The 22,771-nt window shown below is 65.4% G+C and carries 18 protein-coding genes; 8 read left to right on the top strand and 10 right to left on the bottom strand.

What is annotated here, in order from left to right; translation table 11 throughout:
- Window positions 1-68: 68 nt before the first annotated feature.
- The 4 genes from ACAM57_RS07995 to ACAM57_RS07980 all read right to left on the bottom strand — a co-directional run bounded on the left by ACAM57_RS07995 (window position 69) and on the right by ACAM57_RS07980 (window position 3,069).
- Entirely contained in the window at window positions 69-686 is a 618-nt protein-coding gene (locus ACAM57_RS07995; protein WP_369661258.1) for a hypothetical protein, read from the bottom strand.
- Between the two features lie 147 nt (window positions 687-833).
- Window positions 834-1,457, bottom strand: coding sequence for a DUF2625 domain-containing protein (locus ACAM57_RS07990; protein WP_369661257.1), 624 nt, complete (start codon window positions 1,455-1,457; stop codon window positions 834-836).
- Window positions 1,458-1,524: 67 nt separating this feature from the next.
- On the bottom strand, window positions 1,525-1,995 hold the full coding sequence (locus ACAM57_RS07985) for an Imm6 family immunity protein (protein ID WP_369661256.1): 471 nt from the start codon (window positions 1,993-1,995) through the stop codon (window positions 1,525-1,527).
- 129 nt (window positions 1,996-2,124) lie between these two features.
- Window positions 2,125-3,069: a LysR family transcriptional regulator gene (locus ACAM57_RS07980; protein WP_369661255.1), complete on the bottom strand. Its 945-nt coding sequence runs from the start codon at window positions 3,067-3,069 to the stop codon at window positions 2,125-2,127.
- A 193-nt stretch (window positions 3,070-3,262) separates the two neighbouring features.
- On the opposite strand from ACAM57_RS07980, the gene ACAM57_RS07975 reads away from it, so the two are divergent.
- Window positions 3,263-4,012, top strand: coding sequence for a glucose 1-dehydrogenase (locus tag ACAM57_RS07975; protein WP_184642738.1), 750 nt, complete (start codon window positions 3,263-3,265; stop codon window positions 4,010-4,012).
- Window positions 4,013-4,041: 29 nt separating this feature from the next.
- Window positions 4,042-4,431, top strand: coding sequence for a nuclear transport factor 2 family protein (locus ACAM57_RS07970; protein ID WP_369661254.1), 390 nt, complete (start codon window positions 4,042-4,044; stop codon window positions 4,429-4,431).
- Between the two features lie 141 nt (window positions 4,432-4,572).
- Here ACAM57_RS07970 and ACAM57_RS07965 read toward each other — a convergent pair whose 3' ends face one another.
- The 4 genes from ACAM57_RS07965 to ACAM57_RS07950 form a co-directional block, all read right to left on the bottom strand.
- Window positions 4,573-4,842 (bottom strand): hypothetical protein, encoded by a 270-nt coding sequence (locus ACAM57_RS07965; RefSeq protein ID WP_369661253.1) that lies wholly within the window; start codon window positions 4,840-4,842, stop codon window positions 4,573-4,575.
- A 493-nt stretch (window positions 4,843-5,335) separates the two neighbouring features.
- On the bottom strand, window positions 5,336-8,179 hold the full coding sequence (locus ACAM57_RS07960) for an ExeM/NucH family extracellular endonuclease (protein ID WP_369661252.1): 2,844 nt from the start codon (window positions 8,177-8,179) through the stop codon (window positions 5,336-5,338).
- Window positions 8,180-8,464: 285 nt separating this feature from the next.
- Window positions 8,465-8,782: a YciI family protein gene (locus ACAM57_RS07955; RefSeq protein ID WP_369661251.1), complete on the bottom strand. Its 318-nt coding sequence runs from the start codon at window positions 8,780-8,782 to the stop codon at window positions 8,465-8,467.
- Window positions 8,783-8,830: 48 nt separating this feature from the next.
- Complete coding sequence (locus ACAM57_RS07950; protein WP_369661250.1) at window positions 8,831-9,457, bottom strand: FMN-dependent NADH-azoreductase; 627 nt, start codon at window positions 9,455-9,457, stop codon at window positions 8,831-8,833.
- Window positions 9,458-9,614: 157 nt separating this feature from the next.
- Between ACAM57_RS07950 and ACAM57_RS07945 the strand changes: the two genes are divergently transcribed.
- Window positions 9,615-10,562 (top strand): LysR substrate-binding domain-containing protein, encoded by a 948-nt coding sequence (locus ACAM57_RS07945; protein ID WP_369661249.1) that lies wholly within the window; start codon window positions 9,615-9,617, stop codon window positions 10,560-10,562.
- A 24-nt stretch (window positions 10,563-10,586) separates the two neighbouring features.
- Here ACAM57_RS07945 and ACAM57_RS07940 read toward each other — a convergent pair whose 3' ends face one another.
- Window positions 10,587-11,351 carry an alpha/beta hydrolase gene (locus tag ACAM57_RS07940; protein ID WP_369661248.1) on the bottom strand — a complete coding sequence of 255 codons (765 nt, stop codon included), beginning with the start codon at window positions 11,349-11,351 and terminating at the stop codon, window positions 10,587-10,589.
- Between the two features lie 144 nt (window positions 11,352-11,495).
- On the opposite strand from ACAM57_RS07940, the gene ACAM57_RS07935 reads away from it, so the two are divergent.
- From ACAM57_RS07935 to ACAM57_RS07920, 4 genes are read left to right on the top strand one after another with little or no spacing between them, the layout of a single operon-like run.
- Window positions 11,496-12,176, top strand: coding sequence for a TetR/AcrR family transcriptional regulator (locus ACAM57_RS07935; RefSeq protein WP_369661247.1), 681 nt, complete (start codon window positions 11,496-11,498; stop codon window positions 12,174-12,176).
- A 33-nt stretch (window positions 12,177-12,209) separates the two neighbouring features.
- Window positions 12,210-13,196 (top strand): Bug family tripartite tricarboxylate transporter substrate binding protein, encoded by a 987-nt coding sequence (locus ACAM57_RS07930; RefSeq protein WP_369661246.1) that lies wholly within the window; start codon window positions 12,210-12,212, stop codon window positions 13,194-13,196.
- The gene (locus ACAM57_RS07925) at window positions 13,193-16,072 is read left to right on the top strand and encodes a carboxylesterase family protein (protein WP_369661245.1); all 2,880 of its coding nucleotides are present in this window, start codon (window positions 13,193-13,195) and stop codon (window positions 16,070-16,072) included. The genes ACAM57_RS07930 and ACAM57_RS07925 overlap by 4 nt, the downstream gene beginning before the upstream one ends.
- Window positions 16,073-16,101: 29 nt before the next feature.
- Window positions 16,102-17,826 (top strand): tannase/feruloyl esterase family alpha/beta hydrolase, encoded by a 1,725-nt coding sequence (locus tag ACAM57_RS07920; protein WP_369661244.1) that lies wholly within the window; start codon window positions 16,102-16,104, stop codon window positions 17,824-17,826.
- Window positions 17,827-17,985: 159 nt separating this feature from the next.
- Here ACAM57_RS07920 and ACAM57_RS07915 read toward each other — a convergent pair whose 3' ends face one another.
- Entirely contained in the window at window positions 17,986-18,873 is an 888-nt protein-coding gene (locus ACAM57_RS07915) for a LysR family transcriptional regulator (protein WP_126023502.1), read from the bottom strand.
- A gap of 268 nt (window positions 18,874-19,141) precedes the next feature.
- Between ACAM57_RS07915 and ACAM57_RS07910 the strand changes: the two genes are divergently transcribed.
- Window positions 19,142-22,702: an indolepyruvate ferredoxin oxidoreductase family protein gene (locus tag ACAM57_RS07910; protein WP_369661243.1), complete on the top strand. Its 3,561-nt coding sequence runs from the start codon at window positions 19,142-19,144 to the stop codon at window positions 22,700-22,702.
- Window positions 22,703-22,771: the final 69 nt, after the last annotated feature.

The following is a 22,771-nucleotide window of genomic DNA, read 5'->3' as shown; positions in this document are numbered from 1 at the left end:
GACTGCTCTGGAGCAGGGCGAGAGACGGCAGTGGGCCCGAACGAGACATTCGCTGACTCCCAAAGAGGTCAGTCCTGTTTCCCCCTAAGGTCTGAGGCCCGTGGTCGCTGGATGATCGTTTTCGGCGCGGCCATCCGTTGCAGGATGAAGCACGGCTGCTCCTGCAGCGCATAGAACTCTTCGGTCCATGGCGCGGCCCCGAGCCTTCCGAGAAGATTCGCCATCAGTGATTCGTTGAGACGGTCGCTTTTGCGCCGAGCCAAATATGAGCTGGCATCTTCTGCAGGCAACGGGGAGCCGATTTCTCCAAAGAGCCACTTGCGGTCATTCTGAACTGCATAAACCGACCGTTCGACCACGGTTGCTTCTTCCAAGCTTCGATATGTGAATGTTGCGCCGGGCTGCGTTGTCGTTATCGAATCGTGCGCGTTCCAATGGACAGTGGTCAGGCCATGATTGGCAGTGATGCAATAGCAAAGCGAGTCGTAGCCGTCGCAAAGGAGGCTGTTATTCCAGAGGACGGTCCAATCGGAATGTGTCGGCAAGAGCAGGAAGTAAGTCGGCACATTTGCAAATTCTGTGGCCGCTCCAAATGCCGCATCCAAATTGGCATATCGGGACCAGGACTTCGACAAGGCCTCAGCACCAACGAAGCGAGTTACCTCGGCCTCGACTGCTACTGCCACTTGAGGAACTGTCCCTCGCACCAGGTCCAATGATTGAGTGGTCGGCCACCATCGTTCAAGAGATTCACTACGCAGCATAGTCTCTAATGCAGATATCAAGGGCCGTTATCGGCAGAACACCGCCGTTTTCGGGTGCCGAAACTTTGTTCACGCAGTGTTGAACGCGTACTGCTCAGCAACTGAAACGGGCCGCCTCGAACTGGTCTGTGTCGAACCTTCCTTGGTGCTCAAGAACGGGTAGAAGTTGAAGCATTGGTCCCCTGGCAGTCGCCGTACGTCTTCCTCCCAGCCGGTCCAGCGCATTCCATCGTAGAAAGTGCGCAACCGATCCGTGAATGCCCATTGTGTGAAAGCAGAGTGACTGAACCCAAGACTTTCCCATGTCAGCGTGTCTGGAGCGAGATAGTGCACGGCGCCTCTATCGTCGCCGAGCGCACCCCCATTGATAGCGAAGAAGCCGCCAACCGCATCGTCGGCCACAAGGCAGAACCCGTTCGACCGCCCGGCATTCCATGCGCCGATGTTGCGGGTCAACTTGGGATGCCCGGACCCGAGCATTCTGAGCCAGCCACCGTCCACCAGAACGCCACCGGTTCCATAGGCCAGCGCTCCAAGGACCGATCGAGTCGTCACTTGCAGTTCGATGAGGACGTCGCCCCGGCTGGAAGACGGAGGCAATATTTCAACCGAGAGGGCGGCTGCTCTCGCCCAATGCTCAACCTGCGGCAGGGCTGGTTCCTGGGTGTCCAGCAATTCGTCTAGTGAACGCAAGGCTCCTCCTCAAAGTCCGGTTTTGGCCGGATTTTGCCCGTCACGTGGATGCTTCAGGCATCGACCTTCATTTAGATGCAAGTTTCCGAATGGCTGACAAGCAGGCCTCGTATGTAACAGCCCGACAGTCGACAGCCTGCTGAACTATCCATGTGATGAAATCATCATTGACCTGATCGATGCCGTCGGGGAGGCGTTCCCCGGCTCTTCTATAGGCCATCCAAGCGATGTAGCAAACCGAGCCGCCGACGGCCTCAATCGCAGTGTTCGTACCGCTAAGCTCGTGATCAAGATAGGCGTACAGACCTTCATCGTTAGCGTTCATGAGCTGTTCGTTCAGGTGATCGCCCGTAATTGGACTACCCGCTTCCCAAGCCTGAAGCGTCGCGACAGCCTGGCTAATCTCAACACGCTGAGCCTCTTCAGGTGCAAGGACATCTCGGACCTGAATTGCAATCCAGATGCAAAACGAAGCCTTGCTACTTTCGTCCAGAGCAGCAAATGACTGTGCCAGTTGTTCAATGTGTGGCGATTGCATGCTGCACGTCGCTCTCCGGGAGAAGTTGTAGAGGGTCCGTGAAAGTCCGGCTCCGGCCGACTGTAGCCGAGGCGAGGCTGACGCCCCGGGCCCCTTGCGGCAATCAATTGCAGCCACCGTAAATGACCGCTACATCGGATAGGAAGATGCCGTCTTCGCGGGAGACTTGCCTTCATTGAGTCGCCCAGGGAAGACCTCGACCACCCAGTCGATGAAGACCCGCAGTCGATGGGTGACATGCCGGGTCTGCGGGTAGACGACGTGGAAAGGATATGGCGCCGGTCGCCAGGGCTTCAGGATCTCCACCAGCGATTCGTCGCGCAGCGACGAGTCGGCCGCATAGGTGAATGTCTGCACGATCCCCAGGCCTGCGACGCACGCGGCCAGATGTGCGTTGCTTTCGTTGACGCCCATGCGATGCTCGACCTTGATCTCAATCTTCTCGCCGTCGCGCTCGAATCGAAACGGCATGGCCCGGCCCGTCTGGCTGGACACGTAGCTCACCAGCCGGTGGCCGTTTTTCAGCTCGTCGGGGTATGCCGGCGTGCCGAACTGCTTGAGATAGTTTCGCGTGGCGCAGGTGATGAGCGCCGCGTTGCCCAGGTGCCGGGCCACGAGCGATGAACTGTCCAGCGGACCGCCGCGTATCACGCAGTCGACGTTGTCGCCGATCAGGTCCACCGGGCGGTCGGACACGCCCAGGTCGATGCGGATGTCCGGGTAGTGCGCCATGAAGTCCGGCAGCAGCGGAATGAGCACGTCACGCGCGGTGGAGCCGCCGACGTCGATGCGCAGATGTCCGCGCGGCCTGCCGCGTGCGAGATTGAACGAGGCATCGATGTCTTCAAGATCGCGCAGGATGCGCGTGCACTTGGCGTGGTAGTCCTGGCCTTCCGGCGTCACCGTCACGCGCCGGGTCGTGCGCTGCAGGAGCGACACCCCAAGATGGGCTTCCAGCTCTCGCACCAGCTTGCTCACCGTGGCGATGGGCATGTCGAGCGAATCGGCCGCGCGGGTGAACCCGCCGGCTTCCACCACGCGGGCGAAGGCGCGCATCGCCAGCAGTTGGTCCATGGGCATTCCTTGCTGCAGAACAAGCCCTTGATTATCCATATGCGTGGATAGTCATTCCATTCATCTCTCTTTTTCGTTCAATAAGCGAGACCTACATTTGCTCCATGCCTCCAACAAGGCGTCGCTGCATAAGTGCAGCGGACTGCCGCGAGGCATCGATCCATCCTCATCCATTCACGAAACGGAGCACACCATGAACAAGCAACTCGAAGGCAAGATCGCCCTGGTCACCGGCGGCAGCAGCGGCATCGGCCTCGGTGCCGCGAAGGAACTCGCGGCGCAGGGCGCGCGCGTCTTCATCACAGGCCGTCGCCAGCAGGAGCTGGACGCGGCGGTCGCGCAGATCGGCTCTTCCGCCACGGCGCTGCGCGCCGACGCATCGGTGCTGTCGGACCTCGATGCCGTCTACGCTCACATCGCGAAGACGGCCGGCCGGCTGGACATCCTGTTCGCCAACGCTGGCGGCGGCGACATGATGCCGCTGGGCGCCATCACCGAAGAGCACTTCGACCGCATCTTCGGCACCAACGTGCGCGGCGTGCTGTTCACGGTGCAGAAGGCGCTGCCCCTGCTGAGCAACGGGGCCTCGGTGATCCTCACCTCGTCCACCACCTCCATCCAGGGCACGGCCAGTTTCAGCGTCTACAGCGCGAGCAAGGCGGCGGTGCGCAACTTCGCGCGCTCCTGGGCCCTGGACCTCAAGGACCGCGGCATCCGCGTGAACGCCGTGAGCCCCGGCCCGATCCGCACGCCCGGCCTGGGCGACCTCGTGCCCGAGGAAGCGCGCCAGGGGCTCTTCGACCACCTGGCATCGCAGGTACCTCTGGGCCGGCTGGGCGAGCCCGGCGAGATCGGCAAGGCCGTGGCCTTCCTCGCGTCCGACGCCGCCAGCTTCGTCAATGGCATCGAGCTCTTCGTCGACGGCGGCATGGCCCAAGTCTGAACTTCCCACGCATCCAGAGGAAATTGCAAATGACCAAACTGACCACCGCGACCGATCTGCTCAACGCCTATCTGGACAGCGTCTCGAATCCCACGGCAGCCGGTGCACTCTTTGCGGAAGATGGCATCCTGGAACTTCCAACCATCAATGCGCGAGCCCAGGGGCCGGCCGCTGTTGCCAATTTGCTGACGGGGTTGCTGAAGAAAGTTCCGGACTTCGCTTTTCAAAAGCCTACGTTCTGGATCCAGACGCCCGATCGAGTGTTTGCCGAGTACAGGGTCGAGGCACTGGTTCCGGACACCGGCAAGATCTACCGGCAAGTCTACGCGGGAGTTCTGATCGCAGAGGACGGTCGAATCAAGCTGTTGCGGGAGGCTCTTGATACGGCCGAGGCGACTCGCGCGTTCAAGAAGGACTGAGTTCGACCTGCCCCTTCCGACGTACCAATGTTGAGTTGGCGAGTCCAAGGTTGTGGAGACTACTTGATCTCCGGTGATTGCCTTGCATCGCCAGCGCGCTGGCGATGCAAGGCGGCGAACCTGCAGCCCGCAGACCAGCTCCTACCCGCCAGCCTCAGGCGCCCCACGCCGCGCCTTCTCGTTCACCTGAAACAACTCCCCAGCCTTGCGAGCCATCTCGGCCGCAAGCCAGAGCAGGTTGTTCAATTGCCGAGGCCCATCACCGCTGCACCAGTCGATCTCTTCACCGTGGCAGACCCACAGCAGGGCTTCGAGTTGAGTGAGGGTGTTTTCAAGAAGATCCGCCGGGTCTTGGGCGGCTTCTACGGAAGCGACCGGCGTAGTTGGCCGGGCTATAGTCTTGGTAGCCATTTTTGTGCGTTTCCTTCCAAGGTGGTTGCACGAACTTGGTTAGACGGCTGGGGTGCTGGTAACACCCTGGCCGTCGCCTTTTGATACCTCGCATCTGCATCGCTGCTTTCGCACCGACGACCTGCCGCGAGGCAAGCAGCCTTCGAACATCTGGTGGTAGCTTGGTGTGTTGCGCCTTTCTTCTCCCCTTGGCGGGGTATCGAGTGACAGGGGCATTCACTCTAGAGAAGAACACGGCAAGCGGCCGTTCCGCACAGCACGAAGTCGCAGAGACTGCCAACAAATGCAGCTTCCGCAATGCGCTGTGCGCAGACCCCGCGGGCCTCTCACCGAGTCAACCCCGTCGGCGTGAGGGTCGCCCTGAACAAGCAGCGCATCGATTGGTTCGAGCTTGCTTGAACCGTTTTCGGCCGGATCGAGGCGTTGCGCTGAACGCCCCTTCCCGATCTCTTTGCTGCATGCGGCGCGCCCTTGTACGGGCGCCCCGCAGCGTTCAGTTCACCGTGTGCGAGCCCAGGCCCGCGGAGGTGTCGATGGGAAAACTGTCCCATTGCGTCGCCGTATCGAAAGCAATGCCCGGGTTGGGATCGCCCGATTTGATGGTGGGCTTGCGGCGCAACGTCTGGTTCAGCGTGCTGGCGCCGTTGGCGCTCTTCCACTCGGTTCCGGGGTCGAACCCGACCTGGCCGATGCGGTCGATGACCGTACCCGATTTCTCCAGCGTCAGGGCATCGTCGCCGTTGAAGTTGGCGACGCCGCTGTCGAACGTGCCGGCTGGCTTGAAGGCGGCGGTAGCACCGGAGTTCGCCAGCACGATCGTGCCGCCAGGCGGCAGGGAGCCGCTCAGCGCCTGCGTGCTCGTAGCCGCAGTCGCGCCGTTCGAATACAGCTTGACGGCATAGAGGCTCAGGTCGATCGCCGAAGCCGTCGGGTTGTAGAGCTCGATCGCCTTGTTGTTCGACGAACCTTCCACGTACTCGCTGAAGAACAGATCGGGCGGGCCGGGCGGCAGCACCACGACAGTGGTGGTGACATTCACATTGCCCGTCTTCGTCGCGGTCTGGCTGGCGGAGTTGGTGAGCGTGACCATCACGCTGAAGGTGCCGGGGGCCGCGTAGGTGTGCGTGACGGCGCCGGTGCCCGCTGCCGTGGTGGCGGCGGTGCCGTCACCCCAGTCGACCGTCAGCGACGTCAGGGTGGTCGCACCACCAGGCGTGGCTTCGGTGATGTCCATGCTGTAGGTCTCGCCGGTCTTCGCCGAAGCCGGAATCGACGCGCTGACGATGGGCTCGACCACGGCGGCATCGGCCGCGAGGTTCAAGCCCACCAGCACCGGGTCATGGTCCGACGCGCGGAACGGCGTGGGCGCGTAGCGGTCGTCGGTGGTGAAGTCGGTGTTGTAGTCGAGCGCGGTCGGTTCGTCGGAGTTGATGTGCCACACGTTCACGCCGTTGACCTGCGTCGCCAGCGAGGCCGATACGTAGGCATGGTCGAGCGCGCCGGTCTCGCCGCCGAACACGTAGGTGTAGCGGTCGGCCGCGGGCATGCGCTTGAGCAGGCTCTCGTTGCCCGCGGCCTCGAGTTGCTTGGTCGGGTCTTCGAGCAGGTAGCTGTTGAAGTCGCCCATCATCAGCACATCGGTCTCGCCGGTCGTGCCCATGGCCTTGAGCTTGCCGACAAAGCTGTTCAGTGCCTGCGCCTGTTTGACGCGCGCGAGGTTCCAGCAGCCCTGGCCCTGGTCGACGTCGCCCGTGGTCGGGCAGCTGCCCTTGCTCTTCAGGTGATTGACCACGAACCAGAAGCCGCCGTTGTTGCCGACCACGCTGAAGCGCTGGGCCAGCGGCGGGCGGCCGCTGGCGGCGGTGTAGTCGGCCAGGTCGGCGCCGGTCGGCAGCACGGCGTTGCCGACGCGCTGCACCTTCGCGGGCTTGTAGAGGATGTCGACCTTGATGGCGTCGGTGCCGAACACACCGCTGTTGACCGCCGCATAGGTGTTCGCGCCGACCTTGGCGTTGAGGGCGGCCAGCAGGTCGTTCGTCGCGACGTCGGTGTTCTGGATCTCCATCAGGCCGATCACGTCGGCGTCGAGCCCCGCGATGGCCGCCACGATCTTGGCCTGCTGCCGCTTGAACTCGTTCAGGTTGTTCGCGCCGCGGCAGTCCGTCGCTACGCCTGTGCCGAGCAGGCAGACCTGGCCGGTCTGGCCTGCAGAGTTCGTGCCGTCCTGGAAGGTGGTGAAGTAGTTGAGCACGTTGAGGCTGGCCACCTTCAGCGAACCGCCGACCACCGGCGCCGTGGGCTGGCGCGGGTTGGCCTGCGCGAACACCGGCGCCACCGTCGGCTGGATGCGGTAGGCGCCGAAGTTGTGGCTCAGGATGCCGGTGATCTTCTGCGTGGTGTCGCCCATGCGGCGGGTGCCCTCGGTGCCGGCCGCGCTCAGGTACGGAATGGGGTTCGGGTTGGACACCGACGAGCCGTCGTCCAGCATGATGCGCGAGAGCAGGTTCTGCGCATGCGTCGCCGTCGCGTTGCCGTTGGTCGGGTTGAACTGGCGCCCGTTCAGCGACAGCACCATCTGGCCGTAGCGGCCCAGCTCGAAGAGCTCTGTCACCGCCAGGGGCTGCGCGATCTCGACCAGCATGCCCTCGTAGCGCTCCAGCGTGGATTCGTCGGCCACCGGCAGCGTGATCTGCGTGGGCTTGACGACCACGCCGCTGCCGCAGACGCTGATGGCCAGCGCAGTGGCGCCAGTTCCGACGATCTCGGTGATGCTGTCAGGCTTCGCGCCGGCACCGGCTGTCTGGCCGAACTCGGTCACCTCGCCGGTGACCTGCACGAAGTCGCCGACGGCCACGCGGGTGCTGCCGCTCGGCGCGTAGACGAAGACGCCTTCGGAGGTCAGCGGATCGGCATCGGGCACGAGTTGCTGTACGAAGAATCCGTTCAGCTTCACCGAGGCGGAGCCGGTGTTCTGGAAATCGCCCACCACCACGCCGCGCACGGTCACGGCCTGGTTCGCCATGGGGCTGATGTGACCCGTGCCTTGCACGGACGAGATGGCCGTCAGCGGTGCGCCGGCCGGAACGGCTGCCGCGCATGTGGGCGGCGGCACCTCGGGTGTGGCGTTGTCAGGCTGCGTGGCTGGTGGCTGCGTCGCCGGAGGCGGCGTGTTGCCGGAGGGCGAGCCGCCGGACGATGGGGGAATCAGTGGAAAGGAAGCGCCGCCACCACCGCCACCGCCGCCGCCGCCGCAGGCGGTCAGCGCGATGGCAAGAGCAGTCAGCGCCAGTGTCCTGAATGGCCACGCGGGCCTCGATCCTCGTCCTCGATGCGTCATTTGGGGTCTCTCTTGTTGTGGGGGCCGGCAAGCGAACCGCGGCCGTTTTTATGGTTCTTGTGTGTAACCCCCGAGACACCCCCAGGCAGCCCTGGGTGATGGGGCGCCGGGCTGGCCGCCAGCGCCAAGCCGAATCCCGCCTGTGTCCTGTCCTGCTTGTGTCAAGCATGAATATCGCAAGCCTCGCGGCATGTTTCCCAGGAGGAGATGGCGCGAGGTCCCGCCGGAACATGCACCGAGGTCGAGCGCCTCTGCGCGTCTCTTGTGAAGTCGCCTGTGCGGATATCAGCCGGCGGCAATGGCTTTTGCCAATGGCGCCCATTGCGCCGCAAAGGCCTCCGCGCGCAGCGCCGGCTCGAAACTTTGCACCGAGACGGTGACCACGCGCTCGATCACGAAGGCGTCCTTCTCCATCATGGCTTCGAGTTCATCGGAGCCGGCGCAATGGGCCAGCATCACCCCACCCGTGCCGTCCGCGAGTGGTCCTGCGGCGAGGATGTGTCCCGACTTGGTGAACCTGCCCAGCCATTGCTTGTGGGCGTCCAGATGCCCGTTGACTTCCTCGATGGGGCGCGCGTAGTTCAGCGTTACGACGTAAAGCATGGTTTTCCTCGGATGTTGAATGAAACGTGTGTTTGGGGCGACGCGCCTTCAGTCGCGCAGAGCCGCGTCGACCACCCGCAGCACGCCGGCCCGTGCGTCTTCCATGGCACGCGCCCGGATATCCGGGCCCCTGGACATGCTCTCGGCCCGCAGGTAATGCACGTCGGTGATGCCGATGAATCCGAAGGCCGCCTTGAGATAGGTCTCCTGGAAGTCGAGCGCGGCCATGGGCCCCGCGGTGTAGACGCCGCCGCGCGTGGAAGCGACGATCACGCGCTTGCCGCCGGCCAGGCCGACGGGACCGGCGGGCGTGTACTTGAAGGTCTTGCCGGGTTGCATGACGCGATCGATCCAGGCCTTCAACTGGGTCGCAACGGAGAAGTTGTACATGGGCGCGCCGACGACGATGACGTCGCTGCCCTGGAGTTCTTGAACCAGTGCGTTGGAGCGGGCATGTTCACGCGCCACGTGGGCGTCGTCCGAAGCGATGGACAGGTCGCGGAATCCGGAAGCGATGGGGCCGTCGAGATGAGGAATGGCGTCCAGCACGAGGTCGCGGTAGACGACGTTGGCGTCCGGGTTGTGCGTGCGGATCGCCGACACGATGGAAGCACTGAGGGCGCGTGAACCGGAGGCATCGCCGAGGATGCTGGAATCGAGATGAAGGACTTGCATGATGTGGGAGTGTCGAGAGGAGCCATGAAGATAGGCGCAGCCTCCTCGCGGCACCAGACGGCACAATCGCAACTCTTCGTTCTGGCCCTCAGGACAATCAATGCAGCAGCCCGCACCCGCACAGTCCCCAGACCTCGCCATGCGCGGGAACTCGCCCGTGGACCTGAATGATTTCGCCCTCTTCGTGGCGGTCGTGTCGCACGGCAGCTTCTCGGCCGCCGGGCGTGCAATGAGCATGCCGAAGTCGCGCATCAGCCGACGCATCGCCGATCTCGAGAAGCGGCTCGGCGTTCGGCTTCTGCAGCGCTCCACGCGTGCGATGCATGTGACCGAGGTCGGCGCTGCGTTCCTTCAGCACTGCGAGGCCATGACCCATGCCGCCCGTGCCGCCATGGAAGTGGCCGAGCATGCGAACGCCCGGCCGGCCGGGCGGTTGCGCGTTAGCTGCCCAGTGGGGATCGCGCATCTCTTTCTCGCCCCTGTGATCCCCAAGTTCCTTGACCGGTACCCCGACGTTCGCCTCGATCTGGAGCTGACCAACCGAAGGGTCGACGTCGTCGCTGAAGGATTCGATGTGGCGGTGCGAGTGCGGACCGTCGTCGACGATTCCCAACTGATCGTGCGCAACTTCGGCCTGAGTCAGCAGGTGCTGGTGGCCAGCCCAGGCTTCGTCGCGGCGCACGGCCCGTTCGGAACCGTGGCCTCGCTACAGGGCCAGGTCGGCATCGGGCTCGGCGTGACCCTGGGCGAGCGTCCGGCTTGGCGGGTCACCGGTCCGCAAGGCGTCGATGAGGCCATCGAGTACGTGCCGATGCTCGCGACCGACGATGTCCACCTGATCTGGCAGACCGTGCTCGCGGGCGTAGGCATCGCGAAGCTTCCCTTCAACCTGTGTGCGGAGTCGATCGAGAAGGGGGAACTGAAAATCCTGCTGCCCGACCACACGCTCGCGCCGCACCAACTGCATGCCGTGTTTCCATCACGGCGCGGCCTGGTGCCTGCGGTTCGGGCACTGATCGACGTGTTGAGCCTGGAGCTCACTCAGGCGATGACGGAGGCCAACCGCCGCTTTTCAGTGCTGCTCGAAGCCGCCCAGCGCGATTGACGCTGCGCAATCGGCGCGCGGCTGCTAGGGTGTCGTGGCCGCCGCTTCGGCTGCGCGTTCGATGAACGCGGCAACTTCCTTCGGGTGAGAAACGAGCGACATGTGGCTCGAGCGAAGCGCGATGCTCTTCGCGCCGATGTTCTGCACGGTCCAGCGCTGCACGCGCGGTGCCAGTGCGTTGTCGTTCTCGGTGACGAGGTACCAGCTGGGCTTGTCGTGCCAGGCTGCGTGGGTCACTTTTTCTTCGAACGCGCGCGCCGCCATCGGCTGTTGCGCCGCGGCCAGCAGTTGCACCTTCGCCAGCGGCACGTCGCCGGCCATCACCTTGCCGAAGGCACCCGCATCGTCGAGCCACACGAGGCCGTTGGCGTCGGGCTGCATGCCGTCCATAGGCGCCTTCTGTCGGGTCAAAAGCTCGGCCACGGACTCGTTGGAGTCGGGCACGAGCGCGGAGAGGTAGACCAAGCCCTTCACATTGGGTGCATTGCCGGCTTCGGTGATGACGGCGCCCGCCCAGGAGTGCCCCACCAGCAGCACCGAATCTCCCTTGCGTTCCAGCACGCGGCGAGTGGCAGCCACATCGTCGGCCAGGCCCGTCAGCGGGTTCTGCACGGCTGTGACGTTGTAGCCCTTGCGCTGCAGGAGTGCGGTGACCTCGGACCACGAGGAGCCATCGGCGAAGGCGCCGTGGACCAGCACGATGTCTTTCACGACGCGCGGCCCGGCTGGGCCGGCCGTGGCGAGGGCTGCGAACAGCGACAACGCAGCAAAGGCGACAGACAGTTTCATCAAGCGCTTCATACCTTGAATCCTCGAAGAGGAACGGGAAATCGAAAAGGCTCCTTGCGGAAGCGGACGGTGCCATCGGGTTACCCCTATCCAGCGGCACGCCGGATGCAAATACATTTTACTGAAAATACGTAATGTAAATACATGCACAGACCTTCCGTACCCCGTCGCACGCATGCCGAACGCAGCGCCGCCACAAGAAAACACCTGATCGCCACGGCCATCGATGTGATCCAGACCCGAAGCCTGGAGGACATGTCGATCCACGAACTGGCCAGGACCGCCGGCATGACTTCCGGTGCGGTCCAGCATCACTTCGAATCGAAGGCGGTGCTGATGATGCAGGTGCTCGGCGAGCTCATCCAGTCGGGTGTGGATGCGGGCGAACTCTGGCCTGCGGAAACCTTGCCGCTGCACGAGCGCGCGTCGGCTTTCGTCAACGCGGCCTGGCAGTTGATCTACGCGCAGCCTCGCTTCGTCGCAGCCTGGAACATCTACCTCGGCACGCGCAATCAACCCGAAGTCCTCGCGCAAATTGCCAGTCTTCGGATCGAACTCGGCGAACAAATGGAAGCGGGATTCTTCGGCGCCTTCCCGGAACTCGAGAACGCCGCCGATCGGCACGCAGTCGTAGGGCTTGTCTTCTCCGCGCTGCGGGGCCTGGGCCTCCTGCAGCTCTTTCCCTCTACCGCCGAGGAAGTGCGCTCGGAGCGATCGCAAGCGCAACTCGCGTGCCTTGCGGATCTGATCGTCGCGCACTGCGAAGCGGCCGCGGCGCCTCGCAAGCCCAGGAAGCCTTCGCGCGCCCCGTCGGCACGCAGCTAGGCCCGGGCGAACACCTATTTTCCAGGAGACAAGATGAACCCTATCCACACGCCCAGGCTGCTGCTCGCGATCCTCATCTCTTCATGCGCCGCAGCCAGTTGGGCGGATGCTGCGGTGTACCCAGCCAAGCCAATTCAACTGATCGCGCAACAACCGCCGGGCAGCGCATCGGACTCGATGACGCGCGTCTGGGCCGACTGCATCGCACGCGAACTCGCGCACCCGGTGATCGTGCAGAACAAGCCAGGTGCCAATGGCTTGCTGGCCATCAACAACCTCAAGGGGCAGTCGCCCGACGGCTACACGCTGATGAGCATCGGCATGTCCCAGATGAGCATCACGCCCTACACCTACAAGCAGCGCCCCTACGATCCGGCGACCGACTTCGAGGGCATCGCGATCCTGGGCACCTCGCCGCTCGTGCTCACGGTGCCCGCGGGCGAAGGCATCGCGCGGCTGGCTGACCTGGAGAAGCTGGCGAAGACCACGCCCGGCGGCATCAACTTCGGGTCTCCCGGCAAGGGAAGCCCGGCACACTTGCTGACCACGGCGCTGCTGGACAAGGTTGGCGTGCCAGGCACGCACGTGCCCTTCGTCGGCGAGGGCGCGGGGCTCACCGGGCTGATCGGCAAGCAGATCCAGGCCATGACGCTCGTGATCGGCACGGCGGCGCAGCAGGTGAAGGCCGGCAAGCTCGTGGCACTGGCGGTCTTCGACAGCCAGCGATCGAAGCTGCTGCCTGACGTGCCCACGATTGCCGAATTGGTTCCGGCCGCGGCAGATCTTGCGAGGCCTTCCTGGATTGCGGTGGTGGGCAAGGCGGGGCTGCCACAGCCGGTCGCGGCCAAGCTCAACGTAGCAACGGAGCAATGCCGCACCAACGAACAGTACAAGGCACGCATGGAAGCCATGAACGTCACGCTCATTGCTTCCGCGCCCGCGGATGTGCGCAGCTGGGCCGCTCGCGATGCCGCGGTGTGGCGCCCATTGATCGACAGGCTGGGCCTGGCCACCGAATGAACGCGAAGCACGCACCCGAGGTGCGCCTGGCCCATGGCGGCGGGCTCAGGGGTGCATGGCTCGACGGCGTGCGTGTCTTCAAAGGCGTGCGCTATGCGCAGCCGCCCTTCGGCGCGCTGCGATTCGAGGCCCCGGTGCCCGTGCCTGCGTGGGCAGGCGTGCGCGATGCCTCCTCGTTCGGCCCGGTCGCCTTCCAATGGCCGCGCGACCCGCAGGCGCAGGACGACCCGCGCGGCGGCGAAGACGCGCTGCGGCTGAACATCTGGGCGCCGGATGCGCCGCCCGGCGCCCATCTGCCGGTGATGGTCTGGGTCCATGGCGGTGGGTTCTTCCGCGGCGGCGCGAGCGATCCGCTGTACGACGGCGCCTCGTTCGCAAGGCAGGGCGTGGTGTTCGTCTCCATCCAGTACCGGCTTGGCGTGGACGGCTTCGCACACCTTCCTTCGGCGCCGGACAACCGCGGGTTGCTCGACCAGCTCGCGGCGCTGCAGTGGGTCCAGGCCTTCATCTCCGCTTGGGGCGGCGACCCCGAAAGGGTCACCGTGTTCGGCCAATCCGCGGGGGCCGGTGCCCTGGCTTGCCTGATGGGCATGCCCGCTTCGCGCGGCCTCTTTCACCGCGCAATCCTTCAGAGCCCGAGCATCGCTTGTCAGAGCGTGGACGAAGCCATCGTGGCTTTCCGGGCGATCGCGTCGGTGGCCGGCATCGAGCCGACGCGATTGGCCATGGCCGCGGCGCCCATCACCGTTCTTCTGCAAGCGGTGCATGCACTGGCGAGCGACCCGCGCCTGCGAAAAGCGCACGGCATGAGCGCCCGCAACCTCTTCCCGTTGCGCCCTGTCGTCGACGGGCGGATCCTGCGGACAGAGCCCCTGCAGGCGATGGCGGATGAATGGACGGCCGCACCGAGGCGCTTGCAGATCCTGGTGGGCAGCAATGCGCAAGAGATGCGCCTGTACTACGTGCCGACGGACGCGCTCTCCCGCCTGACCGCCACGGACCTCGAGGACTTCGTTCGCGAAGCCGGCCTGCCGATGCCCGCCGGCCAGGAAAGCCCCGGCGCCGCGCTGTGCGCGTTGCAGTCCGAGTACTTCTACAGCACCCCTGCCCGGCGGATCGCCGAGCTGGCCGACGCGCACCTCGGACCGGCGTACCGGTATCTCTTTTCCTGGCGCTCGCCGCAATGCGGCGGCCGGTTGGGCGCCGCGCATGGTGTCGAATTGCCATTCGTCTTCGCAAACCTGCATACCCCCATGGGCCGCGAGTTTGCGGGAGCCGCGGCGCCCGGTGAGCTGGCGCGCGAGATGCACGAAGCCTGGGCGCGGTTCGCAAAAGAAGGTGATCCGGGCTGGCCCGCGCACACATCCGCGCGCCCCTGGACCAGGACCTTCGACGGACCTTCGAGAAAGCTCGCTTCGGCGCATTCGCAGCCAATGTCTCCCATCGAAAGTCGAGAAGCAGTTTTCATGTCCAGGCAAAACACAGCACTGTCAGTTGAAGAAGTCCGCGAGGCGCTGGTCGGGGTTCTGGGCGAATCCCGGGTCCTGCAGGACCCGGGTCGCCTGGAGGCGCATTCAGGCGATTGGAGCGAGGCCAAGCGCGTGCGCCCATCGCTCGTCATCTGTCCACGGACGCCGCAGGAAGTGGCCAGTGCGCTCGCTGTCTGCTCGCGCCTGGGGCAGCAGGTGGTGGTGCAGGGTGGCCTCACCGGCCTGGCCGGAGGCGCGACGCCGTGCAACGGCGAGATAGCGCTCTCGCTGGCCAGGCTCAACGCCGTGGAGGACCTCGACGAGGTCGCTGGGACCGTGCGGGTGCAGGCCGGCGTGGTGCTCGAAGAACTCCAGCAGTGGGTCGAAAAGCGGGACTGGACTTTTCCGCTGGACCTCGGTGCCCGTGGCTCCTGCCATGTCGGCGGCAACGCAGCCACGAACGCGGGCGGCAACCGCGTCATCCGCTTCGGCACGATGCGTGAACGGGTCCTCGGCCTGGAGGTCGCGCTGCCCGACGGCCGGCTTCTGTCGATGCTCAACCGGGTGACGAAGAACACGACTGGCATCGACCTGAAGCATCTTTTCATCGGGTCTGAAGGCACGCTGGGGGTCATCACCCGGTTGGACCTGAAGCTGTCGCCCAAGCCGACATCGTCGAGCACCGCCCTTTGCGCGCTGCCGTCATTCGAGGCAGCAACGCAGCTCGTGAGAGACCTGCAGCGGGCCTTGCCGGCGCTGTCGGCGTTCGAGGTGATGTGGAGCGACTATCTGGCTGCCGCGACGCAGATCACTTCGCTGCGGCGTCCGTTCGAGGAAGACCATCCGGTGTACGTGCTGATCGAGACCCTCGGGGCCGACGACCTTGCCGATCGGGAGGCGCTTGAGCGAGCCTTGGGGCAGGCACTCGATTCAGGCCTGGTCGCCGACGTGATCGTGGCCCAGTCCGTGGAGGATTCAAGGCGCCTCTGGACGTACCGTGAAGCCGTTGGTGAACTCCTCGGTGCATTGAAACCCTTTGCCGCCTTCGACGTGGGCATTCCGATGTCTCGCATGCAGGAGTTCGTCGAGCAGGTCGGACGGGATCTCAGGCAGCTCTTTCCGGACCAGAAGCATCTCTTCTTCGGTCACATCGGCGATGGCAACCTGCACGTGCTGTCCGGTCCGCACAGTGCCAACGGCAGCCTGCACGAGATCGAGAAGATGGTGTATCTCGCCACGGAACGGGCGGGCGGCTGCATCTCGGCGGAACACGGCATCGGCGTGGTCAAGAAGGAGTTCCTGCCCCACAGCCGTACCGGCGAGGAGCTCGACGCGATGCGCAGCCTCAAGCTGCTTTTTGACCCGGCGAACATACTCAACGCAGGGCGCGTCTTCGATGCCGCCTGAGGCCCCATGAAACCCGACCCGAGACACATATGACGAGAGAAAATCATCCAAACCGCTGGCTCGGCGTAGCTGGCCTTGTTGCCTGCTCTGCGCTGCTTGCTGCGTGCGGCGCAGGCCGCTGGAGCGGCAAGGCCGTCAACCTGGCCGTACCGGACAAGACCTCGCTCGCTCGGGCTTGCGCCGGCATGGCCGGCAAAACGGTGTCGCCGGGGCAGATCGCGCTGACGAGCGGCAAGGCAACTGTGTCTTCGGCCATGCTCGTACCCGCCGTCACTACCGCGCCAGCTTTCGCCGAATATTGCAGGGTGCAGGGCACGATCGCTCCCCTTACGCCGGGTGCTGATCCGATACGCTTCCAGCTCAACCTGCCGACCACATGGAACGAAAAGGCCGTCATGGTGGGAGGTGGCGGTTTCAACGGCACGGTCATCGATGCCGTCGCCGCGCTTCGCGACGCGGCACCGGGTCAAGCGCAGCCGATCACCCAGGGTTTCGCGACCTTCGGCACCGACTCTGGCCACGACGGAACGACTTACAACGCTACCGATCCAGCCAGGTTTGCGTTGAACGACGAGATGTTCCTGAACTTCGCGCATCAGTCATACAAGAAGGTCAAGGACGTCGCGCACGTGTTGATGCAGCAGTACTACCTGCGCACGCCGTCCAAACAGTACTTCTACGGCGGCTCCGAGGGCGGGCGCGAGGGCCTCACCATGGCGCAGCGCTACCCGCAAGATTTCGACGGCATCGTTTCCGTCGTGCCCGTGATCAGCTGGACGGGACTCTTCAACGGATTCATCAGCTACCAGTTGCCGCAGTTCTCCGGCGGGGCAATCAACGCCAGCAAGGTGCGCCTGCTCGCCAACTATGTGAACACCACATGCGACGCGCTGGACAACAGCGCAGATGGCGTGGTGAGCAACTATCTCGCCTGTCCGTCTCGCATCGACCTGCAGCGCCTGCGCTGCCCTGGCGGCGGCGACACGGGCGACACCTGCCTGTCCGACGCGCAACTCGCTGTACTCAAGGCGTCGTACGGACCGACAGTCCTGCCTTTCCCGCTCGCCAACGGTCTCACTACCTACCCGGGCCGCCTGTACGGCGGCGAGATCCAACTCGGCGGGGAAGGCGTGGGTCGATGGGTGACGACAGGCCTCGTTCCCAATCTGCCGCCGACTTCGGCAGACGCTCGCGGTGTGATCTACGGCAGCAGCTACGCTCGCTATGTGATCGCGAAGAACGCCGCCTTCGACATCCGCACATGGAACGCCTCGAACTTCCAGGCGCGCATCCAGAAGGTGTCGGCGCTGATGGACTCGACCGATCCCGATCTTTCGGCCTTCCGCGCGCGGGGCGGCAAGCTCATCATCCGCGAGAACTCGGGCGACTGGGCGCAGAGCCCGATGGCCGGCATCCAGTACTACCAGAGCGTCGTCGACAAGCTCACGCAGCCGGTCGTCGACGAGTTCGTGCGCCTCTACGTTTCACCCGCATCGAATCATGGCGGTACGGCGGCAAGCCTCACGACAGGCGCCGAAATTCCCACCAATCACGATTTGCTCACGACGCTGGATAAATGGGTGACGAGTGGCAGCGCGCCGGCCGATGCACTCGTGCAGGTGCGCAACTCGCCCTCCGCCCCCTTCAGCACTCTCGCGACGCGCCCCATGTGCCGCTATCCGAACTACCCGGCGTACGTGTCGGGCGACGTGACGAAGGCTGAAAGCTATCGTTGTGTTGCGTCGTTGCCCTGACTTGCCGGGCGTCTGCGCAATCACATCTATCGCAGGCTGCCGAAGAGTGCGATTCAACCGAACCGCCCTCCATCACAAAGGCCGAAGACCGGGGGACATTCGCGCAGCAAGGCACCCCGTCGGCGTGAGCCTCGCCCTGAACGAACCCGGACCCGAGCCTCAGGACATCCCGCGCGCCAGCAGATGGTCGACAAGCCTGCGCTGCGGAAAGCTCAGCGCCTCCTGCCGGGTGCACAGGTACATCCGCCGGGAGGCCCACGCGTCGGTGAGATTGATGAAGCGCAGCTTCATCTCCTTGCGATAGGCCACCGCAGCGCCTTCGGGCAGGATGCCGACGCCCATGCCCGCTTCGATCATCCGGCACACGGCCTCGAAGCTCTTCACCCGCACGCGCAGGCGCAGCACCTTGCGCGCGCTCATCGCGGCGTCTTCCATGGTGCGGGAGATGGCGGAGTCGTCTTCCAGGCCGACGAAGTCGTAGTCGAGCAGCTCCTCGAACGACACCTCGCGCCCGCGCCACGGGTGCTTCTGCCGCACGATGGCCACGAGCCTGTCCGTGCGGTACGGAATGAAGTGCAGCGCCGGGTCTGCGGCCTCGCTGGTGATGACGCCGACGTCGGCCTGCCGGTCGCGAATCGCCTGCACGATGTAGACGCTGCGGTGCTCTTCCACGCTCACGCGGATCTCGGGGTAGCGCTGGCGGAAGCTCGCCACGTCGTCGGGCAGGAACTGGCCCATGGCCGATGCGTTGGCATGCAGCCGCACGCGGCCGGTGGCGCCCTGCGCGTAGTCCGACAGGTCGGCGCGCATGCGGTCGACGTCGCGCAATATCTGCCGCGCATGCATGGCGAGCGACTCGCCGGCGCCGGTGGGCGTCACGCCCTTCGAGGTGCGGTTGAGCAGCACCACGCCCAGCTGCTCTTCGAGGATGGCAAGCCGGCGGCTGGCGGCCGACAGCACCATGTGGCTCTCGGCGGCGGCCTTCGACAGGCTGCCGTGCTCAATGGCGCGAAGGAAGAGCGCCAGCGAATCGAGGTCGGGTCTCATGGTGTGTGGGTCGGGTCTGCGAGGCCGACATTGTCGGGCCGGCGGGGTCCGGGGCTCCGGCCGAAATACTTTCGGCGGATTGCGCCCGCAAAAGACAGATCTTCCGGAATTGGTTGCTCTTTGCTAAAACGAAGAAGCACTTTCCGTGGACAAGGCGGAAGAATCGTTGCTGCCCCGGCGTCTACCCCGCCGGGGCGTTCCGCGAGCCGGCCCTCTACCGGGGCCATGCCCGCATTCCGACGAGTCCTACCCGGAGTCTTTTTCAGTCATGGCATCCCACGAACTGGCCAGCGTTGCGCTGGACGACAAATACACGGCCACCGAAGGCCGGATCTACCTCAGCGGCATCCAGGCACTGGTGCGCCTCATGCTCGTGCAGAAATGGCGCGACCAGAAGGCCGGGCTGAACACGGCGGGCTTCGTCTCGGGCTACCGCGGCTCGCCGCTCGGCGGCCTGGACGAGGCGCTGTGGAAGGCGCAGCCCCAACTCGAAGCCAGCGCGGTGAAGTTCCTGCCCGGCGTGAACGAGGAACTCGCCGCCACCGCCGTGTGGGGCACCCAGCAGGTGCACCTGACGGGCGAGTCCGCCGTCGATGGCGTCTTCGCGATGTGGTACGGCAAGGCCCCGGGCGTGGACCGCTGCGGCGACGTGTTCAAGCACATGAGCCACGCGGGCACCTCGCCCCATGGCGGCGTGCTGCTGGTGGCGGGCGACGACCATGGCGCGTCTTCGTCCACGCTGCCCAACCAGAGCGACCACCTGTTCGCCGCGTCGATGATCCCGATGCTCTACCCGCAGAGCGTGGAGGAGTACATCGAGCTCGGCCTGCATGGCTTCGCGATGTCGCGCTTCGCGGGGCTGCCGGTGGGCTTCAAGGCGCTGGCCGACACGGTGGAGTCTTCAGGCTCCATTCCGGCCGGCGTGCTCGACGTGCACACCCAGCTGCCTTCGGACTTCGTCTTCCCGCCCGGCGGCGTGCATGCGCGCCTGTCGACCGACACGCTCGGCGTGCAGGCGCGCAAGCAGGAAGCGCTGATGCAGGACTACAAGATCTACGCCGCCATCGCCTATGCGCGCGCCAACCGGCTCAACCGCGTGACCATCGATTCGCCCAAGGCACGCCTGGGCATCGTAGCCTCGGGCAAGTCGTACCGCGACGTGCTCGAGGCGCTGGAAGAACTGGGCATCGATGCCGACGAGGCTGCGCGTATCGGCATCCGGCTCTTCAAGGTGTCGATGCCGTGGCCGCTGGAGCCCGATTCGATCCGCGAGTTCGCCGATGGCCTCGAAGAAATTCTTGTGGTCGAGGAGAAGCGCCAGATCGTCGAATACCAGCTCAAGGAGCATCTCTACAACTGGCGCGAGGACGTGCGCCCGCGCGTCATCGGCAAGTTCGACGAGCAGGGCGAATGGGGCGCGCATCCGCGCGGCAAGTGGCTGTTGCCGGCCACGGCCGATTTCTCGGTGGCGCAGATCGCGCGCGTCGTCGCGGGGCGCGTGGCGCGCTTTCACACCAGCGACCGCATCCGCATGCGGCTGGCGATCCTCGACGCGAAGGACGTGGTGCTGGGCAAGGCCGTGGCCACGCCCTCGCGGCCGGCCTGGTACTGCTCGGGCTGCCCGCACAACACCTCGACCAAGGTGCCCGAAGGCAGCCTCGCGCTCGCGGGCATCGGCTGCCACGTGATGGCCACCGCCATCTACCCCGAGCACAACCGCACGACCACGCACATGGGCGGCGAAGGCGCGCCGTGGCTGGGGCAGGCGTGGTTCTCCAGGCGCAGGCACGTGTTCGCGAACCTGGGCGACGGCACCTACTACCACTCGGGCTCGCTCGCCATCCGCGCGGCCGTGGCGGCGGGCGTGAACATCACCTACAAGATCCTCTACAACGACGCGGTGGCGATGACCGGCGGCCAGCCGGTGGACGGGCCCATCACCGTGCCGCGCATCGCGCACCAGATGGCGGCCGAGGGCGTGAAGCGCCTTGCGCTCGTGGCCGAAGACCCGTCGCGCTGGTCCGACCGCAGCGTGCTGCCGCCGGAGCGCGAGGGCTTCATGCTCACCGTGCACCACCGCGACAGCATGGACGCGGTGCAGCGCGAGCTGCGCGAGTTCGAGGGCGTCTCGGTGCTGATCTACGACCAGGTATGCGCCGCCGAGAAGCGCCGCCGCCGCAAGAAGGGCGAGTTCCCGCAGGCCGCGCGCCGGGTGTTCATCAACGACGCGGTCTGCGAGGGCTGCGGCGACTGCGGCGAGCAGTCGAACTGCACCGCCCTGCTGCCGAAGCAGACCGAGCTGGGCCTGAAGCGCGCGGTGGACCAGAGCGCCTGCAACGCCGACGAGTCGTGCATCAAGGGCTTCTGCCCCAGCTTCGTGACGGTCGAAGGCGTGAAGCCGCGCAAGCAGGCACCGATCGCCGCGAAGGCTGCAGCCGAAGAGGCGCCGCTGCCCGAGCCGAAGCAGCCCGCGCTCGAAGGCATGCACAACATCCTGATCACCGGCATCGGCGGCACGGGCGTCATCACCATAGGCGCGCTGATCGGCATGGCCGCGCACCTCGAAGGCAAGGGCGTGAGCGTGCTCGACATGACGGGCATGTCTCAGAAGAACGGCTCGGTCACCTCGCACGTGCGCATCGCGCGCGACGCGGCGCAGCTGAAGGCGCAGCGCATTCCCACCGGCGAGGCCGACCTGATCCTGGGATGCGACATGCTCACGGCCGGCGCGCCCGACGCCATCGCGCGCATGCGGCCGGGGCGTACCTATGCGCTGGTCAACACCTTCGAGCAGCCGACCGGGCATTTCGCGCAGCAGCCCGACTGGCAGTTCCCGGCGGCGCAGGTGCGCGCGCTCATCGAGGAATCGGTGGAGAGCCGCGCCGACTTCATCGACGCGACGCAACTGGCCACGCGGCTCATGGGCGACGCGATCGCGGCCAACCTGTTCCTGCTGGGCTTCGCCTTCCAGAAGGGCCATGTGCCGCTGTCGGCCGCGGCGCTGGACAAGGCCATCGAGATCAACGGCGTGGCGGTGAAGGCGAACCAGGCCGCATTCCGCTGGGGCCGCAAGGCTGCGCTCGACCTCGCGGCGGTGACGCGAGAAGCTTCGCCGCAGAAGGTCGTCGCGCTGCAGCGGCCGCAGAGCCTGGAGGCGCTGGTCAGGAGCCGCGCCGAGTTCCTCGTGTCGTACCAGAACGCCGCGTACGCGCAGCGCTACGCGGAGCTGGTGGAACGCGTGCGTGCGCTCGAAGAGCGCGAGCGCGGCAGCAACCAGCTGGCGAAGGCTGTCGCATCGGGCCTCTTCAAGCTCATGGCCTACAAGGACGAGTACGAGGTCGCGCGCCTCTACACCGACCGGCGCTTCATGGAAAAGCTGGGCGAGCAGTTCGAGGGCAAGCCGGTGCTGCGCTTCCATCTCGCGCCGCCGGTGCTCGGCCGCCGCGATGCCGAGGGCCGCGCGATGAAGACCAGCTTCGGGCCTTGGGTGATGGGTGCCTTCCGCGTCCTCGCGAGCCTTCGCGGCCTGCGCGGCACGGCCTTCGACCTGTTCGGCCGCACCGCCGAGCGGCGCATGGAGCGGCAGCTCATCGAGGACTACCGTGCAATGGTCGAGGACGTGCTCGCGCGCTTCGATGCCATCGACTTCGATACCGCCCTGTCGCTCGCACGGCTGCCCGAGCAGATCCGCGGTTTCGGGCATGTGAAGGAGGAAAGCGTGGTGTCGGCGCGAGTGCGGTGGGATGCGCTCGCAAGGCAGCTCGACGCGCGCCCGGCCGGGCAGGCCACGCAGCGGGCCGGCACGCGGGAGCAGCCGGTGGCGGCATGACGGAAGGCGGGCGGCAGAGCCTGCCCGGGAGGATCAGGGCAAAATCCTCCCGCCGCCGGTCGGCCCCGC

This window comes from Variovorax sp. V15, from assembly GCF_041154425.1.
Classification (GTDB): Bacteria; Pseudomonadota; Gammaproteobacteria; order Burkholderiales; family Burkholderiaceae_C; genus Variovorax; species Variovorax guangxiensis.
The sequence above is the reverse complement of the archived record's forward strand: the minus strand, read 5'-3'. Positions and strand labels throughout refer to the sequence as shown.

What these genes read in the sequence shown, in the direction of transcription:
- ACAM57_RS07985 (WP_369661256.1), bottom strand. Translation starts at nt 1,995, where the DNA reads ATGCAATCGCCACACATTGAACAACTGGCACAGTCATTTGCTGCTCTG.
- ACAM57_RS07940 (WP_369661248.1), bottom strand. Translation starts at nt 11,351, where the DNA reads ATGAAACTGTCTGTCGCCTTTGCTGCGTTGTCGCTGTTCGCAGCCCTC.
- ACAM57_RS07960 (WP_369661252.1), bottom strand. Translation starts at nt 8,179, where the DNA reads ATGACGCATCGAGGACGAGGATCGAGGCCCGCGTGGCCATTCAGGACA.
- ACAM57_RS07950 (WP_369661250.1), bottom strand. Translation starts at nt 9,457, where the DNA reads ATGCAAGTCCTTCATCTCGATTCCAGCATCCTCGGCGATGCCTCCGGT.
- ACAM57_RS07910 (WP_369661243.1), top strand. Translation starts at nt 19,142, where the DNA reads ATGGCATCCCACGAACTGGCCAGCGTTGCGCTGGACGACAAATACACG.
- ACAM57_RS07965 (WP_369661253.1), bottom strand. Translation starts at nt 4,842, where the DNA reads ATGGCTACCAAGACTATAGCCCGGCCAACTACGCCGGTCGCTTCCGTA.
- ACAM57_RS07935 (WP_369661247.1), top strand. Translation starts at nt 11,496, where the DNA reads ATGCACAGACCTTCCGTACCCCGTCGCACGCATGCCGAACGCAGCGCC.
- ACAM57_RS07930 (WP_369661246.1), top strand. Translation starts at nt 12,210, where the DNA reads ATGAACCCTATCCACACGCCCAGGCTGCTGCTCGCGATCCTCATCTCT.
- ACAM57_RS07915 (WP_126023502.1), bottom strand. Translation starts at nt 18,873, where the DNA reads ATGAGACCCGACCTCGATTCGCTGGCGCTCTTCCTTCGCGCCATTGAG.
- ACAM57_RS07970 (WP_369661254.1), top strand. Translation starts at nt 4,042, where the DNA reads ATGACCAAACTGACCACCGCGACCGATCTGCTCAACGCCTATCTGGAC.
- ACAM57_RS07925 (WP_369661245.1), top strand. Translation starts at nt 13,193, where the DNA reads ATGAACGCGAAGCACGCACCCGAGGTGCGCCTGGCCCATGGCGGCGGG.
- ACAM57_RS07955 (WP_369661251.1), bottom strand. Translation starts at nt 8,782, where the DNA reads ATGCTTTACGTCGTAACGCTGAACTACGCGCGCCCCATCGAGGAAGTC.
- ACAM57_RS07980 (WP_369661255.1), bottom strand. Translation starts at nt 3,069, where the DNA reads ATGGACCAACTGCTGGCGATGCGCGCCTTCGCCCGCGTGGTGGAAGCC.
- ACAM57_RS07920 (WP_369661244.1), top strand. Translation starts at nt 16,102, where the DNA reads ATGACGAGAGAAAATCATCCAAACCGCTGGCTCGGCGTAGCTGGCCTT.
- ACAM57_RS07975 (WP_184642738.1), top strand. Translation starts at nt 3,263, where the DNA reads ATGAACAAGCAACTCGAAGGCAAGATCGCCCTGGTCACCGGCGGCAGC.